Origin of the sequence: Brevinema andersonii (assembly GCF_900112165.1) — a bacterium.
Lineage (GTDB): Bacteria > Spirochaetota > Brevinematia > Brevinematales > Brevinemataceae > Brevinema > Brevinema andersonii.
This window is the reverse complement of record NZ_FOKY01000001.1, coordinates 251,023-267,934: the sequence shown is the minus strand read 5'-3', so window position 1 is coordinate 267,934 and position 16,912 is coordinate 251,023. Positions and strand designations below refer to the sequence as shown.

Genomic DNA, 16,912 nt, shown 5'->3' with positions numbered 1-16,912 from the left:
TAAGCTCATTTATGACAAATATTCGGGCAATATGATGCCTTTTTGCTCCATAAATCTTAGTGCTTCTTGCCGGATATAGTGTTGTAGTTCTTCAATTCCAATTTTTTTCTTAGCTGAAATGAAAAATGCTTCAGGAAATTCGCTTTTTGCTAGGGCAAGCACTTCCAAATCTGCCATATCTATTTTGTTGAATGCCAAAACCCGTTTATTTTGTTCGGCTCCAATTTCTGCCAACAAAACATTGCCGGTATCCATTTTCTCCCGAAAAAAGGTGGATGAAATATCCACCAAATGAATAATAAGATCTGCTTCCGCTGTTTCAGCGAGCGTTGATTTGAAGCTTTCCACAAGTTCATGCGGAATATCGCGGATGAAGCCAACAGTGTCGGTCAGAACCGCTTCAACTTTGGGGCCAAGAGACAGTTTCCGGGTGGCAGTATCGAGCGTTGAGAAAAGTTTGTTTTCGGATGTTAGATCTCCTTTTGTTAAAAGCGTGGATAAGGCTGATTTGCCTGCGTTTGTATATCCAGCAATAGTTACTTTGAAAACGTTTTCACGGCTTCTCCGTCTTACTTCTGCTGCTTTTTCGAGGCGTTGTAGTTCTTTTTTTAGTAAGCTGATTCGTTTATGGATTTTTCGTCGGTCAGTTTCGAGTTTTGTTTCCCCAGGTCCGCGCGTCCGCAGACCAGCTCCTGTTCGTGACATTGATACTCCTTGTCCTGTCAGACGTGGAAGCATGTAGCTTAACTGAGCCGTTTCTACTTGAAATTTTGCGACTTGGCTGCGCGCATGGATTGCAAAAATAGCTAAAATTAGCTCTGTACGCGTAATCACTTGGCAACCTAATACTTCTTCCAAATTTCGGATCTGAGCAGGTGACAAATCAGCATTAAACACAACAGTGCCTTCACCTCTCGGCCGGTCAAATAGCATATCTATTTCTTCTATCTTGCCTTTTCCAATATATGTAGTAGGATCAATGGTATCGCGTTTTTGAATTAAGCGTCCGTAAACTTCTCCACCTGCTGTTGCAACTAAATTTTCCAACTCCTCCATTGAATCGTTCACCAAAGCATCACTATCTCCTGGAAGTTTTACTCCTGCTAAAAAATATAATTCTTTCATTACTTACTCCTGAAAATTATTCACAAACTCCTAATAAAATATAAGCGTAAATTTTTGTTTAGACTTGTTCCTGTGTAGAAATATTCAGCAGTTCCATTACATTGGTGCTGAAATTTTTGAGTTCTTGTAATTTTCTTACTGTCTCAGGCTCCTGCAGAACCTTAAGCGTATTGATATTGGTAATGAAGGATTTTGAATTTTGTTGCATATCCTTAAGAAGCAGAGAAATAAAATTCTGCAACGGCGAAAAAATTCCTGCAAATTCTCGCACTAAAGTATCTGCCTGTTTATTAAGCGATTCCGTGAAAACTTTTAAAAGATGTTTGTCGCTGCGACTGTGTTTATGGGCTTCAAGGAGTTTTGTGATCCTTAGCCCCATAGACGAAGTCGGATGCACATCAATCACAAATTGGTTAAACTGATCTGTAATTTTGTTGAGAACCTTATAAACCGAATTGAGTTCAGTACTAACAGAAGGTTGCGTAAACTGTGCATTTACTGTGCATGATCCTAGCAGGACTTTCAACCAAGGCTTGTAAAATTTGACAATAAAAATCTGCATCAAAGTAATTACATGAACATGAGCGAATCCTTCTGATATTACCTCATGAATTTTGTCTGAATTGCTTACTGTAAATACTCCTACACTCGTTAAATCTTGATTATTTGTTCCTGTTGAGATAATATTTTGCACTAAATTTTGCATTTCTTGTTTCAGCGAGTTTCGTGCTGTGCGTTTAACAATGCCGAAGACTCGTTCTTTTAAGATTTTAATATACCTTTCGTGAATATTAAAGTGGGCTTTTTGATAGCTGATGCGGTAACCGGGGTCTTTGTGTGCAAGCTGGATAAGTTTGAGTAGATTATTATTTATTTTAAATGTTCCAATGGTATCAATTATTGTATTCCATGCTTTTTCGAGAATAGCGTTATCAATGGGATGTTCTTTGGAGCCTTTTTCAATTAGGAATCGGGCATTTTGCAGCTGGTCGAGCCGAAAAAAATCAATTTTATTCAGATCAACAAGCATAATTGCTACATATAACTTTTCCAAGTAGTGGGAAATTGCGGATAAAGTTACGGGACTCCAGTTGTTATTTTCCTGCTGGAGCGATGCGTGGATATTAAAACGTCTCAGAAAATCCATCAATGGTACTGATAAATTCCGGCTTAGATAAATAAAATTTGTATAATAATAGTCGATCGACTCAAAGTCTGATTCCGAAAAATCTTCCAAAAAATTTTGTATTTTAATTTTAATTTTTCTATCGGAGGAACCGATAGATGTTTCTTTCAAAAAATGCTCTATTTCCTCAGCCGAAAAAGGATAATTTTTGACTGAATCTTCACCATATAAAGCATAAAAAACAATTTCTAACAAGCATGGTTCTATGGATATTGTGCAAGTTTTGATGTTAGAATTGATAACAGTGGCTTTTAAAATGGGAGCTATGATAGCTAGAGCACGCGTAAACTCATAGAGAGTATCTGCAAATTTAGGTCCTAGTGCTTTACTATGTGCAATATACCAATTGGGTAGCGTTTCATGGAGATCCTTTTCAATGCGCTTCAACCCGCATTTCAAATAAAATGCCCGTAGCTTATTTTTGTTAAATATTTTTATGATATTCCTTAAAAATTTCTGCCAAGGACTCATATCCTGGTAGATTTTTTGAAATACTTCATCATGTTCATCAAATTCATTAAAAAAGTTGATACCTATGTATTCGTTGGATTCGCCTGTAGCTGGTGATTGTTCTGTTCCGATCACACCTTGGTCCTTTATTCAAAGCAGGGTTTGTGAATATGATGAATATCTCTGCCTTGATATACTATTTTTATATCCTAGAGCCGGCATTCCATAGTACCGTCTTCATATGCCAAAATAATACTGTTTCTTAAAAAATTTGTTTCCTTTACAGTATAATCTTGCTGTCTGCTATCTACAACAAAACCAATTTCAGGAAAAAGTTCTTTTTCTGTATGGTATGTTTACAATTCGTAAGTCATACAACATTTGGTTTTGTCGCAAAGCCCCCCCAAAAATTTTAGCAGATTTTCCGGGAATTTTTTAACAGCTGTTCTTTTTTCTTGTGGCAATTCTGAAATAGAGCACACCCTAAACTGCAGCATAACATTCTTCTGCAGCATCCGTATGTTCCTAATAGGCTGACAGCTTCACGAATATCTATTTGAAACATTTCTATCCACTGTTTGATTATCGACCTAATATCTTTTACAAATTCACGAAAATCTACTCTTTTTTTTCGGCTGTATAGATACATACGAACCTTTCTTTACTCAGCAGATAATAGAGAGATTATTTTCATTTCGAGATTATATTCTTCAATTTTTTGCTTAAGAATTTTCATGTGCTCCTGAGCATAAGTCTGGTTGGTATGATAATTTTTTATTTCAAAATCTTTTGCAGGATGATCGAGCACAGGTTCAAAAAAAATAGATTTTTTTTTGTTTGTTCTATAAAATTGGAGTATTTCTTCCCGCTCTTGGTTGCTGATTGTTTTGCATTTGGGACAAGTTATTTCCGTTAGATCTTGTCCGAATTTTGTTGTGGCAACGAAAAGCATTCCTTTTTGTAACGTAGTCTTTGAATTAATAAGATAATATTTTACAATGTTATCGAAAAATGTCCTTACTTTTACAATTTTTGGCAAAACAATTGCCTTGTTTTTTAAATTATAATACTTATTAGCAAGAAAATCAAGGGGTATAAAGAAACGGGCTATGTTTAGCCCGCTTAAACCCTGAAGATGTATATATTAACAGTTTTTTTCAATAAAATCAACGGCATCTTTGACCGTTTTGATCTTTTGTGCTTCTTCATCGGGAATATCAACTCCAAATTCTTCTTCAAGAGCCATCACAAAATCTACAATATCCAAAGAATCCGCACCTAAATCTTCGATAAAAGTTGCGGTTTCAGTAACATCGCTAGGATTTACGTTGAGCTTTTCGATAATCAACGCTTTTACTTTATTAAAAGTATCGGACATTACAACCTCCAAATAATTTCCTTAATATTGTGACTTAAAAACTTGCTTTTTGCAAGGTTTTTTACGATAATTTTTAATAAATTTCTCTTTTTGTTTAATTCTCGCAAAGAGGCCTTTATGATATATCTTCAAAAATTTTTTACTGTTTTGGCGCTAGTCCGTATTATTATTCTTTCGATAACATCATTTTTCCTAATCCAAGGCATTCTTGAAATTCCCGTGGTTCACCTGCCGTTTTGGCTGAATCTCAGTTTGCTAATGTGTGTCCTTCATATTGGAGTCAGTTTTATTCGTTTTACTATTTATAAGAATTCAACTTTTGCTTATCCGTCTCTTTTTTTGTTATTTTGGGTTCTTTTCATCAAATCTGCAAATTTTGAAATATTCCTAATCGATAACACATTTCGTACGCAGACACTTTTCTCAGCGGTAACTCTTGCTATTATTGCTATTTATCTTTATCAAAATTTGCGCCGTTCTTTCCGAGCAATCGCAAAATTTAAGCTCGATTCTCGGCTTACCATTATTTTGTCATTTCTGCTGGTTATTATGCTGGGTACGGGGCTTTTAGTGCTGCCGATATCCAGTGCTGTCCCCGGTTCTAATATTTCGCTAATTGATGCCTTTTTTACTGCGTGTTCCGCTGTTTGTGTGACTGGTCTTATTGTCATCGATACAGCAATTCAGTTTTCGCGTTTCGGGCAGATTGTGATTTTGGTTCTCATTCAAATAGGCTCTCTCGGATTGGTTACTATTACTAGTGTTTTTGTCAACCTGATTGGCCAAAATTTGTCTGTACGCAGTCAGCTATCTGCTAAGGATGCATTCGGTGCTCAAGAAGGTGATTACTCATTGGTGCAGTTTTTGCAATTTGTGCTGGGATTTACTCTCGCTGTCGAACTAATCATTGCTATAATTTTGTTTGGACGCTTCATTACTCAAATGTCTTTTACTGATGCCGTATTTTTTTCGGTTTTTCATGCTATTTCAGCTTTTTGTAATGCAGGTTTTTCGTTGTTTTCTGATTCGTTCGTCCAGTATCGTAACGATGTTTGGGTAAATTTTGCTTTAATGTCGGCTATTGTTATTGGAGGGATGGGTTTTGCTGTGTGGCAGGATATAAAACGCTATTTCGAACAGAAAACCGTTAAACTCCGCCTTCAAAGCTTGATCGCTTTGCGTGTATCGCTAGTGCTCATTGTGATCGGAACAGTGCTTTTTTGGATCCTGGAAAATAATAATATTCTGTTCGGAATGAGTCTCAAAGAAAAATTTTTAAGTTCGCTTTTTGCTTCCGTCAACCTCAGAACAGCTGGCTTTAATTCTGTCGATATTTCCGAAAGCAACCAAGCTTCGCGTTTTATGTCTGTGCTATTGATGTATATAGGTGCGTCACCGGGCTCAACTGGCGGCGGCATCAAAACAACTACTTTTATGATCATTTTGGCAACTATTTCTCAGACAGTCACTCATAATAATGATATTATTATTTACGGACGACGTGTAGCTGGATCAATTGTTTTTCAAGCATGGACATTGATTTTTAATTCAATGATCTGGATTACGGGTACTACGTTATTGATTTGTGCTATTGAACCTTTTTCCTTATCTGATGCTCTTTACGAAACTGTATCCGCCTATGCAACCGTCGGTGTTTCTACCGGCATAACACCGTTTTTGGGCACTTTTTCGAAAATTTTGATTGCCATTACTATGATTCTTGGACGTGTTGGTCCAACAACAGTCATGCTTGCCTTAATTGGTAGAACTGCAAAGAAAAGTTTGATCCGCACACCGATTGAAGATCTGCCTATTGGTTGAGGTTTCTACTTTTTTTCGCAAAAGCTTCAGCAAACGGATTATGAGTTAACTTTCCAGAGTCGTTTTGTTGGATTTTGATTGAATTATTTACAGGTTTTTGTTTAGGGCCCTTTTTTTCGACTGGCTGATGCCTATTGATGTTACTTTTTTCTTCTGATCGCATCGACAAACTAATACGTTTTCTTTTTTCGTCTATATCAATGATTTTTGCTGAAATAATATCCCCAACTTTGACAACATCCATGGGACTTTCAATATAATGATTGCTTATCTCTGAAAGATGTAAGAGCGCTGTTTCTTTGATTCCCAAATCAACAAATGCTCCAAAATCGACAACATTTTTAATTTTACCTGTAACTGTCATCCCAATACGTAAATCTTCAAATGTTGTCACTCCTTTTTGCATGATCGGACCAGGATAATCTTCACGTGGATCGCGAGCAGGCTTTTGTAGCTCTAGTAAAATGTCAGTGATAGTTGTTTCGCCTATATTGTATTTCTCTTTCCAAGCATCTTTTTGTTCTTTTGATGGTTGCTTTCCTAACCGGATTGTTTCTAAAATTTCACGTGCTAATTCATAATTTTCCGGATGAACCCATGTATTGTCCAAAATCTCACTGCTTTCCGGGATTTTGAGAAATCCTGCAGCTTGCTCGAAGGTTTTTTCGCCCATGCCGCTGACTTTTAAAAGTTCAAGCCTGTTCTTAAAAGCACCGTTTTTATCACGATGCGAGATAATTTTCTTTGCTAGCGGCAGCTTTACCCCTGAAACGTACTTCAACAAAGAATATGAAGCCGTATTTATGTTGACACCAACTCGATTGACTACCGATTCCACTGTTTCGTCAAGAGATTCTGCTAGTTCTTTTTGATTAAGATCATGTTGATAGAGTCCAACACCTATTGATTGGGGATCAATTTTAACAAGTTCTGCTAAAGGATCCTGCAAGCGGCGGCCAATAGAAATAGCTCCACGAATACTGACATCTAAATCAGGAAACTCTTCTTTTGCGATTGGCGATGCGGAATATACGCTTGCTCCATCCTCTGCTACTACCGTAAATGGAATATCCAATCTTGATTCTTTTATTGTTCCTGAGACAATCTCTTGTACTTCATAAGTGCCTGTGCCATTGCCTATAGCAATAAGTTCGATTTTATGTTTTTTGACAGCTGCAGCAATCATGGCTTTGGCTTCCTCAGCTTTGTGCTGATAGAATGTAAAATATTCCAAATATTTACCATTTTCATCTAATGTGGTAACTTTACTACCTGTACGGATACCAGGATCAATAGCTAAAATACGGGTGCGCTTGATCGGTGCTTGGAGTAGCAGATTCTGAAGGTTTGCAGAGAAAAGTCCAATACCATGTTTGTCGGCTGAGTCTGTAAAATTAGATCGAATTTCCCGCAGCACGGCTGGTATCAGCAGGCGTTTTAAACCGTCAAGAATTGCTTCCTGATGTGCTTTATTACCTATGCTGTAACGTGATAAAATGTTTTGAAAAGCATTTTCTTCATCAAATTCAATTTTAACAGAAAGTTCTTCTTCTTTTTCACCGCGATTTATTGCTAGAATCCGGTGTGGTTTGACTGTTGATAATGGTTCTCGATAGTCGTAATACATTCCATAGACACTGGTTTCTTTATCTTTGTTGCCTGTAACACGCAACTGACCGTGTTTGATAATGAATTCACGAATAGCGGTTCTACTATCCATATCTTGAGAAACACGCTCAGCAATAATATCCATTGCACCTTGGAGAGCATCTTCTGCTGTCAAAATGTTATGTTCTTCATTGATAAAATCTGCGGCTTTTGTGGCTAATTCTGTATCGCTTGTTCCATTTAGAATTAGCTCTGATAATGGCTCGAGACCAGCTTCTACAGCTTTCATGCCGCGTGTTTTTTTCTTGCGTTTGTAAGGTGCATAAATATCTTCTAATTCTGTTTGAGTACTGCATTGATTAATGTTTGAAAATAATTCTTCTGTAAGCATGCCCTGATTAAAAATAGCTTTGGTGATCTCGATACGACGCGTTTCAAGATTGATGAGCGATTTATTAAGATGTTCTATGGACCGGATCTTTGTTTCATCAAGATTACCAGTGACTTCTTTACGATAGCGTGCAATAAAAGGTACCGTACAGTCCTCTGCAAAAAGTGTTAATGTAGCTTTTACTTTTGCTGGATCTATATCTAAATTATCAGATATTCTCCTCAAAATATCTGAACTGTCTATAGACAGACTCTCGATAAATTCTTCCGTTAAAGCCATTATTCCTCCCAGTCTGCAAAAATCACCTAATAGATTATTTATTATATACTACATTTTTGATATTGTAAAGGATTAGGGTGAAAAATTTGGATATTAAAAATTCAATCCTATCGATGCACCATAATTTAAGGTGTGGTAAGATGTTGTAAATGAGCTGTATTGGATAAGGAAGGAATCTCCCCCGTTCAAAGAAGCAATATAACCGATATCCGCACCAACCACCAATGAAAATCGTTCCGAGAAATGATAACGTCCCCTTATATTGATTTCAACACCTAATGAAAAAAATTGACGTAAAATTTCTTGTGTTGAAAAAGTGACTCCTGCAGGATAATGAGAATTATGGATACCAAAATCAATCACTAATCCACCATTTACGTTTACTTCCCAACCTCTGCCATGGATTTTTTCACTGTAAACTGTTCTACCAAGACCTAACAATGTTCCTAACTGGATATTATTCATCGAAATCATAGGCAGTGTATGCGACAGCTGGCCTGTAGAATAAGTAATAGGCACTAAAACTCTAAGTTGTGTATAAAGATGAATTTTGGGATGGACCCATGCCATTAATTCGAAAAGAAACCAATAATTAACAGATGTGTGCTGCATAACAGCACCGCCAATAGTAGAAATACCGCTAATTCGGTTCATTAATCCAAAGTATATAGGAAATCTGTTTTTGGTGGTATTTTCTTCTTGGTAGTATTCTTCTATTACTCTTTGTCTTTGTGCAAATATCATTTGAGGTAGGGTGATCAGCAAAGCAGTAAAATATAATTTTGTCATATTATTTTTCACAATTGTTCCCTTTTGCTATTAAATTTGCGATTAAAACATTATGATTATATAATATTATAGCATATATTTTTAATATAATAAAAGTCTTTTATTGTGGAAGTATCTAACTTTATAAATTAAGGAGGTAGTTACTTATGCATCGATTAAATTCAATAAGTTTTGTTTTTATTTGTTGTGTTGCTGCTTGCGAAAGGTATGAAACAAAAGGGCTGTCAGTAATTACGGGAGTAGCCCCTGTAGCTTCATTGATTCGGGCTGTAGGAAAAGATTTAGTTTCTGTTGAAGCTCTGATTCCAACAGATGCTGATCCCCATATGTTTGCGCTTAAGCCATCAGATGCAGTAAAAATAGAAAAGTCTGATTTGATAATAGCCCTGCACCCTGATTTCGATGCTCAAATTGTTCCGAAAGACCCCAGATCTGGAAAAGTTTTTTATTTAGCACACGAGGCTGACAAAAAACATGAACACTATGATCATGATGTTCATTGTGAAAATTTACATTTATGGCTTTCTTTCGAACATTCTAAGGGACTGGCATATGGGGTAAATTCAATTCTCAGCAGTAAGTTGCCACAACATAGTGAAATTTTTGCTGAAAACACACAGAAATTTGTCAATTCACTCAATATGCTACAAAATGAACTCAAAAATGCTTTTCAAAATCAGAAAATTTCAATTATACAGCAACACGCAGTATGGGATTATTTTTTTGATGAACTTGGTATTGACATTATCGGAAGCGTCCAACAATTTGAACAGCAGCAAATATCCCTACAAAAAATGGTTTCATTAGTCAAGGATGCGCGTACATCAGGGAATTTGCTTTTAATTGCAGATGCATTTGAAGGTATGTCGCCAGTTATGAACGTTCTTTCAAAAGAAATAAAAGCACCGGTCATTTTTTTGAATCCTTTGTCAACCGAAGATGGAAATTCAGATATTACTGGCATTCTCCGTGAAAATGGGTATAAAATTTTAAGTTCTGTTAAAAAATAAAATCACACGGTATTGGGGAAATCTTATCAATAACGGGTGCTCATGGATATAGATTCTGCAAAGATTAGAGCATTGATAAAGCTCTACCGAGAAACCAATGCTGAAGAAGAATTTCAAAATATCGTTAAGGAACTAGGTGTTTATATTTATTATTTTCCGAAATGGAATTATAAATGTGGAGCTGATTTATGTTCGGAATATTATCTTTTTGTTCAAAATCAGATCAAAAACATCATTCATTCCTATCCTTTAAATAGTCAGGTTCAATTTAAAACCTGGTTTAACCATGTTCTGCTAAATAAATACCATGATTTTTGCAAACAAAGTACTGTTAATACAGAAACGGGATTTTTGTTTGAAGATGTTGAAGTACAAGAGACCGATTATACTGATTTTTCGCAGAAACTTAAACTAGTTACCGATAAGCTAGAACCGTATGAAGCCTGCTTGCTAAAATTTTATTATAATCCTATGGAAGTAACGTCAGATGACTTGATTATTCTTGAAAAACATACATCCTGTATGATGGTACAATTGATCAATATCCATAAGGAACTTCTCACTTTTAATGAGCTGGGCCTCCAATATCGTGAACGACAAGGTTCATATCTTGATAAAATCAATATCAAGATTGCACATTTCGAAAATATTATCAAGAAAAACAAAAAAAATGACACAGACCTACATTGTCAACTCTTATCTAAAATAGTGCGGTTGAATAATAGGAAAAGCAAAGTCATTAAAAAAATACAAAGAGCTGAAAAAAATATGTTTAAGATTTTTGTGAAACTTTTTCCGAATTATAATGCTGCCTACCGTATGCTGAAGTATTTGAAATCAAAAACTAGGTATATTATGTTAAAGGAAAGAGGTGAGCAATGACATGAATCGAAAATACGATATATATACGTTGCAGCTCTATCTGGAGAGGAAACTTCCTCCAGAATTAGAACATGAAATAGACTGCTATCTCAGGGAAAATCCTGAGGTTCTGGATTATTTGCTAGAATTGTCAAAAATAGAAGCCCGAATGTCATCGGATAAGAATGAATTGTCGTGGGTGAGGGTAAAAGATATTTTTCGGCCCTTTGTGGCAGGCAAAGTTGAAGATTTAGGTGGCTTGGAAGTTTATTATCGTGATGCTGATATTGTTCAAAATAATACATTTCAATTTTTAGATCTTCAAATTTCTATGGTAATGGTTAAAGAGTCCCAATATTTATTTACAGTTCATGCAGACCAAGATAGAGAGTTTCTGCTTAAGGAAACGATCAGTGGTCGAGTTATTACCGAATCGCTTCAAAAAGGTGATAATGCATTTTATATTAAAAACGGTGCCTATCTTATTCGATACCAGTCTCAGTCAGTATCTGTTTCTCTATTTTAAGTTAATATAAAAGTTTTTTCAAAATATTGCGCCGTAAGTTTTTTTATCGTAAAATATATATTATTAATTAAGGAAATTCTATGATGTACGATAGGGTACTAATTAAAATTAGCGGTGAAATTTTAGGAGACGGGGCTGGTATGTGCCTTGCAGCGGAAAATATGCATTCGGTCTGCGCTCATTTGGAAACCGTTAATAGGTTGGGTGTTCAAGCTGGAATAGTTGTTGGTGCTGGCAATGTAATGCGGGGTGCAACTTCTCAATTTCTTGATCGTGTCCGTGCTGATTCTATAGGGATGCTTGGCACTGTAGTAAATGCACTTGCACTTCAAAATGTATTGTTTCGTGATTTTCAAGTACAAAGTGTTATTTGTGGTTCTTTCCCTATTGAAGGCATGGTTGCAAAACTTGATCCTGACCAAATACAGGATGCTTTTTCGAAAAATAAACTGATTTTATTTGCAGGCGGGACGGGAGCCCCGTTTTTTTCGACAGATACGGCTGGAGTGCTGAAGGCCCTTGAGATCAATGCTAACCTGATGATCAAAGCAACAAAAGTTGACGGTGTATATGATAAAGATCCTTTGAAGTTTGCGGATGCCAAACGTTATGAAACTATCAGTTATGAAGAAATCCTTGAAAAAAAACTTAATGTTATGGATTGGACGGCTACATCGCTGGCTATGGAGCATAAGCTTCCTATTCGGGTTACAGATATTTTCCAAGACGGCCAGTTAAGCTCTATTATTGCTGGTCAATCTGTTGGCACACTGGTATCTTAATGAAAGTGACTTCAGGAAAATGGAAAGGGCGCACTATTCTGGCGCCTGAATGGAAATTAAAACCAACCTCTGATAAAGTTCGTCAAGCTTTATTTAATATGTTGCGGCCTATTTCGGGGATACGTTTTTTGGATTTGTTTGCGGGTTCAGGGATAGTTGGTATTACTGCTTTGTCAGAAGGAGCTTCGTTTGCAGCTTTTGTTGAGCGCGATAATACAATGTTCAACACTTTAAGGCAGAATCTTAAGAATGTAGGTTGCTCCGTCCAAGAAGGAATAGCATTGCGAGGAAATGCATTGAAGGCAGGATCTTTATTTTCAGGAGAACGGTTTGATGTTATTTTTGCGGATCCGTTCTATGCTGATACACCTGATATACTAGAAATTCTCTATGATCAGGCAAAAAGCTTACTGGCCGAAAATGGTGTTTTTGTGCTAGAGCATGGTTCCAATATACCCGAAGACTGTTTATCAAAGCTTTCAGGGTTGGATTCTGTGAAACATTACGGGGATACCATGCTTTCTGTTTATAGAAGGATGAAATAATGAATATTTTGGGAATAGATACATCAAATGCAAAAAAAATGCTGCTGGCTTTGAAAAATCCTACATATACTGATGTTCGAGATATTGAGGTGCATAACTTGGAGACTGAAATAATTCCTCAGGTTGATAATCTTTTGCAGGAAAATCAATTGTCTCTGCATAATATTGATGCTTTTGTTCTTGGAGGAGGTCCAGGTTCGTTTATGGGATTGCGTATTGGTTTTTCTGTCGTTCGGACGTGGGCATGGTTAGGAGATAAGTTATTAGGGGTGGTATCCTCGCTTGAGGTTCTGGCTTTGTCTGCCAATTTTGATTCCCAAACATTAGTAGTACCTTGTATGGATGCTAAAATGAAAAAAATTTTTACTGCTGCATTTTTTGATGGGCAACGTGTTGCTGCGGATATTGATGTTTTTCCAGCCGTTTGGGCAGATGAAATAAAATGTTTGGCTAGCAAGCTTGCCGCTAAAAAAGTTATGGTAATAGGCAATGGTATGGAATTTTTATATGATTTTCTACCGGATGCATTTTTTCAACAGGATACTCAAGCCAGTGGATTTAAAGAATTGTTAAATAAGAGGTTAAAATTTTTCAAACCGTCAGAAGATGGATTAGAATGTATAGTACCTCAGTATTTGCGACTTAGCGCAGCTGAGGAAGCATTAAAAATGGCACACCGTAGTATGCCGCTTGGGTTTCCCAATCACCTATGAAGACGGGAAAATAAAGTTTTGTACGGCGAAAAAATCCTGCAGGGCCGTACGCTGAACTTTCCTTCTTTCCTGGATATCCGAATGCACATCCATGACCGAAATCGTACGACCACTGCAGGTGATCCTAACTAATTTGAGGTCAAAGACGCACAACACGTTTTTTTTAAAACGAGAAAAAATGTCCAATGGATTCAGAAGAAGGAAAGTTCAAATTATTATCGGTCAGGTATTAAAATAAGTCAAGAATTTTTTTAAAAATTTATATAGATCTCAACGGAAATAAAAAAGAAATTATAAAGCTATTGATTAAAATTTTTGATATTTTTTCATATATTTCATTGAAATTACTCTATTTCACTGTAGTTTTAAATATTTAATATACTTATAAGTTTGGATGGTAATGTATAAGAAAAAAAAATTCTAAAAAAGAACCTGTATAACTAAACTTAGAATATCAGGGTACTCGGGTCCATATTCGGTCGAGCCGGAAATTTGAGTTAGTAGATGTTACCAGCATATTGTTAGAAAAATAATAGTAAATAGGAAGTGATGCTGCTTGAAAAGTGGTGGGATCAAGCAGTGTTATTGACGGATGAGGCGAAAGATAACCAGTTTTGTAGATAAAATTGCTAATTTTGATGCCTTGTACAGGATGGTTTACTTCAATACGATAGGAACCATCGGCTGCATAGGTTGAGTTGTAAATGATATTATCCGTATCTCCGCCTGAAATATTAATAGTTTCTATACTACTCCATGAGCCGATAAGCATTTGTTGATAGTTTGGCGGTAGTACGCTGCACGATGCCAGCATTATTAAAGTGATAGATTTTCTCATTAATACCTCTTTTAAAAGTATATGTTAAATCTTTAGCTCTGTAAAATTTTTTTTCAGTTAAGAAAATCTCGGCATTTCATTAGGAATTTTGAGCAAATATGTTTCTGTTGACAAATTGAAAAAAACGATTCATAATGTATAGAATGGCATTTAAGAGGATATATGAAATTTTCCGAATATAAAATATTTAAAGTAAAGGTTACAGATGTGTCCCGAGATGAATGGCGGAATTATTTATATGATAGATTTCATCATAAAAAATATGCTCGGATTATTATCCTTACGGAAAAAAAATTTTTTCAAGCGCTTTTTAACCGCGAACTTTTTGAAACAATTAATCAAGCAGAAGTAGTGCTTTGTGCTTCCAGTTTGGTTTCGTGGTTTTCTTATCATATGTACGGCAAAGTCATTAAGCCTGCATTGGCAGTTACTTATGTTTTGGATGCATTATCTGTGGCATCAGAATGTCAATCGATGGTTAGTTTTTATGGTTCCACTAAAAATATTCTGTTTACAACCGTTCAAAAAGTCAGTAAATCATTTCAAGGTATTCGCATTGTCAGTGCTTATCCTGAAAAAATTGCACTGAAAGAAATGGGAAAAGTGTTTATTGCTATCCGCAAAACAGCAGCTAATTTAGGTTTGTTCAACTTAGGTAATGACAAATATCAAGAATTATGGATTAATAAAAATTTTGCACTTTTCAAGAACGGTGTCGTTATCGGCTGTGATGATAGTTTTGAAATTATCGCAGGCCGCAAATCAGTTCCGCCGCTTTCCATGCAGGATAAAGGCCTTTTAGGGCTTCATGAAATACTAACTCATCCTTTTAATATTGCCAAAATTTTCCGATTTTTTGTGCTAATTATTATGTATTTTTGGTATGTAGTGACAGGGCAGCAGAAAAAGCTAGGAAATAACCGTTCTTAAATTACGTAGCCTGCATAAAGCTGCATGCCAATCCACAGGTCGTGTTGCAACTATATATCTCCATGATTCTGAGCTTGTTGTTGAGAAAATATCCCAACCATACTGATGAATGTCTTTGCTAATGAGGTCCCATACTTTGATAATTGGTTCTTTAAAGTAGCCTTTATCGTTCGCATAAGCTAAAATAGCACCCAAGGTTTCATACTGAGAGATATCAAACAAATGAGGCCATAAGGTTAAGTCTATAGTTTTTTTTCCAAACAATATTTTTGAATTTTCACTTTTGAGAAAAGGTTTATTTTTTTTGCCGTCATAAGATAGATTGTACATGATTTTTCGGTTGCTGCTGAATTTAAATTCACTAAAGTCAACTGCTGTCAAAGGATATCGTTGTGCGATTTCTCGAGCTTGAATTGTTGCGTCCTGATATTGATAGTCATGCGCAACAATAACATGATCAGCTAAGTTTATGAAATCGCCAAGTGCTCCAGTGACCATAATAATAGAGACCTCTTGTTGTTTTAAAAACGGAATGGCTGCTGTCAATGGCGTAATGGTCTCGTCTGTGTCGTTTACTAATAGACTCATTCTGGGGTCGCGAATAAGAAAATTAGTAGCAGAAACATCTTCGTCAATTAAGAAAACTCGTGTTCCAGCTTCAAGAGCTTCGATTAAATTAGCTGCTTGTGATGTTGAACCGCTGGCATTATTAGTTTCAAATTGTTTTGATGATCGATTATTGGGTAAATTGTTGATGAACGGAGAAATATCAGCACCAGCAATAGGACGACCGTCTTCAGCACGTAAAAATACGGCATCTCGGTCGACAAAACAAAATTCCCGCCCGTCTCCTGCAATGTGATTGACAATAGCATGTCCTAAAGCATTAAGCAATGTTGATTTTCCATGATATCCGCTGCCAGCAATTAGAGTGATACCTTTAGGGATAGCCATGCCAGTGATAGAAAAGCCGTCGCTTAGTGTTAATGTTTGTTCAAGGCTTTTAGGCGACTGAAATTTTATGGCATTTTTCATGGGCTTATCACTGACAGACGATTCTCGCGCCAGTAAAGATCCATTTGCAATAAAAGCAATAAGATTCTTTTTTTTGCATTCGGCACGCAAATACTCTTGCCGTTGATAAAGGCTGATAAATTCAGATATGTAGTTAAAATAATTGCCCGAATAAAATGTTGATTGAATAACTTTGGGAATTTCATGGATAAGTAGAGCGCATGCTTCTTTGGCTGCAATGTTGCGTCCAAAGCCTGGTAATCCTGCTAGTATTTTTAATTCGATTTCATTTTTATTATTGATGATAACAGCATTTGAAGGGATGATTTTTTGTTTTCCGTAGCGAATTCCACAAAATCCACTGTTGCCAGATCCACGATTCTCTTTGACGTACATACGGATGTTTTCTGCAAAAATACGTCCTATAGCATCACAAAAGGCTTCAGTTTTTATGGTACCAGAGATAAAATCCTGAGAAAAATGAGTCATTTCAAACGGAATAAGCACACGTATTTTAGATGGAGGAGCAAATGGATCCGGTTGTACTGAATCGACACAAAATTGAAAATTTTGTCCTTGATATTTCCCCAAAATGGCCTTGTAAAGCGGGTATTTGCACTTATTGAGTCGGTATAGTTTTGTTTCTAAATTATTCATTGATTTTCT

Annotated in this window: 16 protein-coding genes; 8 read left to right on the top strand and 8 right to left on the bottom strand. The window is 36.2% G+C overall.

Annotation, left to right across the window (positions count from 1 at the left end; translation table 11 throughout):
* Window positions 1-9 precede the first annotated feature (9 nt).
* From hflX to BM018_RS01365, 4 genes are all read right to left on the bottom strand, one after another.
* Complete coding sequence (gene hflX / locus BM018_RS01380; protein ID WP_092317562.1) at window positions 10-1,125, bottom strand: GTPase HflX; 1,116 nt, start codon at window positions 1,123-1,125, stop codon at window positions 10-12.
* Window positions 1,126-1,183: 58 nt separating this feature from the next.
* Window positions 1,184-2,896 carry a DUF5312 family protein gene (locus tag BM018_RS01375; RefSeq protein ID WP_092317559.1) on the bottom strand — a complete coding sequence of 571 codons (1,713 nt, stop codon included), beginning with the start codon at window positions 2,894-2,896 and terminating at the stop codon, window positions 1,184-1,186.
* Between the two features lie 526 nt (window positions 2,897-3,422).
* Window positions 3,423-3,800 carry a hypothetical protein gene (locus BM018_RS01370; RefSeq protein ID WP_092317556.1) on the bottom strand — a complete coding sequence of 126 codons (378 nt, stop codon included), beginning with the start codon at window positions 3,798-3,800 and terminating at the stop codon, window positions 3,423-3,425.
* 105 nt (window positions 3,801-3,905) lie between these two features.
* Window positions 3,906-4,139, bottom strand: a complete 234-nt coding sequence (locus BM018_RS01365; protein WP_092317553.1) for an acyl carrier protein — start codon at window positions 4,137-4,139, stop codon at window positions 3,906-3,908.
* Between the two features lie 117 nt (window positions 4,140-4,256).
* On the opposite strand from BM018_RS01365, the gene BM018_RS01360 reads away from it, so the two are divergent.
* Complete coding sequence (locus tag BM018_RS01360; protein WP_092317550.1) at window positions 4,257-5,960, top strand: TrkH family potassium uptake protein; 1,704 nt, start codon at window positions 4,257-4,259, stop codon at window positions 5,958-5,960.
* Here BM018_RS01360 and BM018_RS01355 read toward each other — a convergent pair.
* Window positions 5,950-8,238, bottom strand: coding sequence for a helix-hairpin-helix domain-containing protein (locus BM018_RS01355; RefSeq protein ID WP_092317547.1), 2,289 nt, complete (start codon window positions 8,236-8,238; stop codon window positions 5,950-5,952). The genes BM018_RS01360 and BM018_RS01355 overlap by 11 nt on opposite strands.
* 93 nt (window positions 8,239-8,331) lie before the next feature.
* Entirely contained in the window at window positions 8,332-9,039 is a 708-nt protein-coding gene (locus tag BM018_RS01350) for a hypothetical protein (protein ID WP_092317544.1), read from the bottom strand.
* A 134-nt stretch (window positions 9,040-9,173) separates the two neighbouring features.
* Here BM018_RS01350 and BM018_RS01345 point away from each other — a divergent pair, with 134 nt between their 5' ends.
* The 6 genes from BM018_RS01345 (at window position 9,174) to tsaB (ending at window position 13,464) form a co-directional block, all read left to right on the top strand.
* Window positions 9,174-10,037, top strand: coding sequence for a metal ABC transporter substrate-binding protein (locus tag BM018_RS01345; RefSeq protein WP_092317541.1), 864 nt, complete (start codon window positions 9,174-9,176; stop codon window positions 10,035-10,037).
* 42 nt (window positions 10,038-10,079) lie between these two features.
* Window positions 10,080-10,919: a hypothetical protein gene (locus BM018_RS01340; protein WP_092317538.1), complete on the top strand. Its 840-nt coding sequence runs from the start codon at window positions 10,080-10,082 to the stop codon at window positions 10,917-10,919.
* Window position 10,920: 1 nt separating this feature from the next.
* A complete protein-coding gene (locus tag BM018_RS01335) occupies window positions 10,921-11,424 on the top strand; it encodes an anti-sigma factor (RefSeq protein ID WP_092317535.1) in 504 nt (167 codons plus the stop codon).
* 80 nt (window positions 11,425-11,504) lie between these two features.
* The gene (locus tag BM018_RS01330; RefSeq protein ID WP_092317532.1) at window positions 11,505-12,206 is read left to right on the top strand and encodes a uridine monophosphate kinase; all 702 of its coding nucleotides are present in this window, start codon (window positions 11,505-11,507) and stop codon (window positions 12,204-12,206) included.
* Window positions 12,206-12,751, top strand: a complete 546-nt coding sequence (locus BM018_RS01325) for an RsmD family RNA methyltransferase (protein WP_092317529.1) — start codon at window positions 12,206-12,208, stop codon at window positions 12,749-12,751. The genes BM018_RS01330 and BM018_RS01325 overlap by 1 nt, the downstream gene beginning before the upstream one ends.
* A complete protein-coding gene (gene tsaB, locus BM018_RS01320) occupies window positions 12,751-13,464 on the top strand; it encodes a tRNA (adenosine(37)-N6)-threonylcarbamoyltransferase complex dimerization subunit type 1 TsaB (protein WP_092317526.1) in 714 nt (237 codons plus the stop codon). The genes BM018_RS01325 and tsaB overlap by 1 nt, the downstream gene beginning before the upstream one ends.
* A 454-nt stretch (window positions 13,465-13,918) precedes the next feature.
* Here tsaB and BM018_RS01315 read toward each other — a convergent pair whose 3' ends face one another.
* Entirely contained in the window at window positions 13,919-14,302 is a 384-nt protein-coding gene (locus BM018_RS01315; RefSeq protein WP_092317523.1) for a hypothetical protein, read from the bottom strand.
* A 162-nt stretch (window positions 14,303-14,464) separates the two neighbouring features.
* Between BM018_RS01315 and BM018_RS01310 the strand changes: the two genes are divergently transcribed.
* Entirely contained in the window at window positions 14,465-15,232 is a 768-nt protein-coding gene (locus tag BM018_RS01310; protein WP_092317520.1) for a WecB/TagA/CpsF family glycosyltransferase, read from the top strand.
* On the opposite strand, the gene BM018_RS01305 is transcribed toward BM018_RS01310, so the two are convergent.
* Window positions 15,212-16,903, bottom strand: coding sequence for an ABC-ATPase domain-containing protein (locus tag BM018_RS01305; RefSeq protein WP_092317517.1), 1,692 nt, complete (start codon window positions 16,901-16,903; stop codon window positions 15,212-15,214). The two genes, BM018_RS01310 and BM018_RS01305, sit on opposite strands and share 21 nt — an antisense overlap.
* Window positions 16,904-16,912 lie beyond the last annotated feature (9 nt).